At 54.2% G+C, this 225-nt stretch carries 1 rRNA gene; it reads left to right on the top strand.

Annotated features, from left to right (window positions below):
- A 16S ribosomal RNA gene (locus AC6CHV_RS26435) occupies positions 1 to 225 on the top strand; the annotation flags it as partial.

Here is a 225-nt window from a genome sequence, read left to right as displayed (position 1 = left end):
GTGACAGGTGGTGCATGGTTGTCGTCAGCTCGTGTCGTGAGATGTTGGGTTAAGTCCCGCAACGAGCGCAACCCTTGATCTTAGTTGCCAGCATTCAGTTGGGCACTCTAAGGTGACTGCCGGTGACAAACCGGAGGAAGGTGGGGATGACGTCAAATCATCATGCCCCTTATGACCTGGGCTACACACGTGCTACAATGGATGGTACAAAGGGCAGCGAAACCG

This window comes from Ferdinandcohnia sp. GQ5 (genome assembly GCF_059759275.1).
Note: the sequence above shows the minus strand (reverse complement) of the source record. Positions and strands in the feature narration are given on the sequence as shown.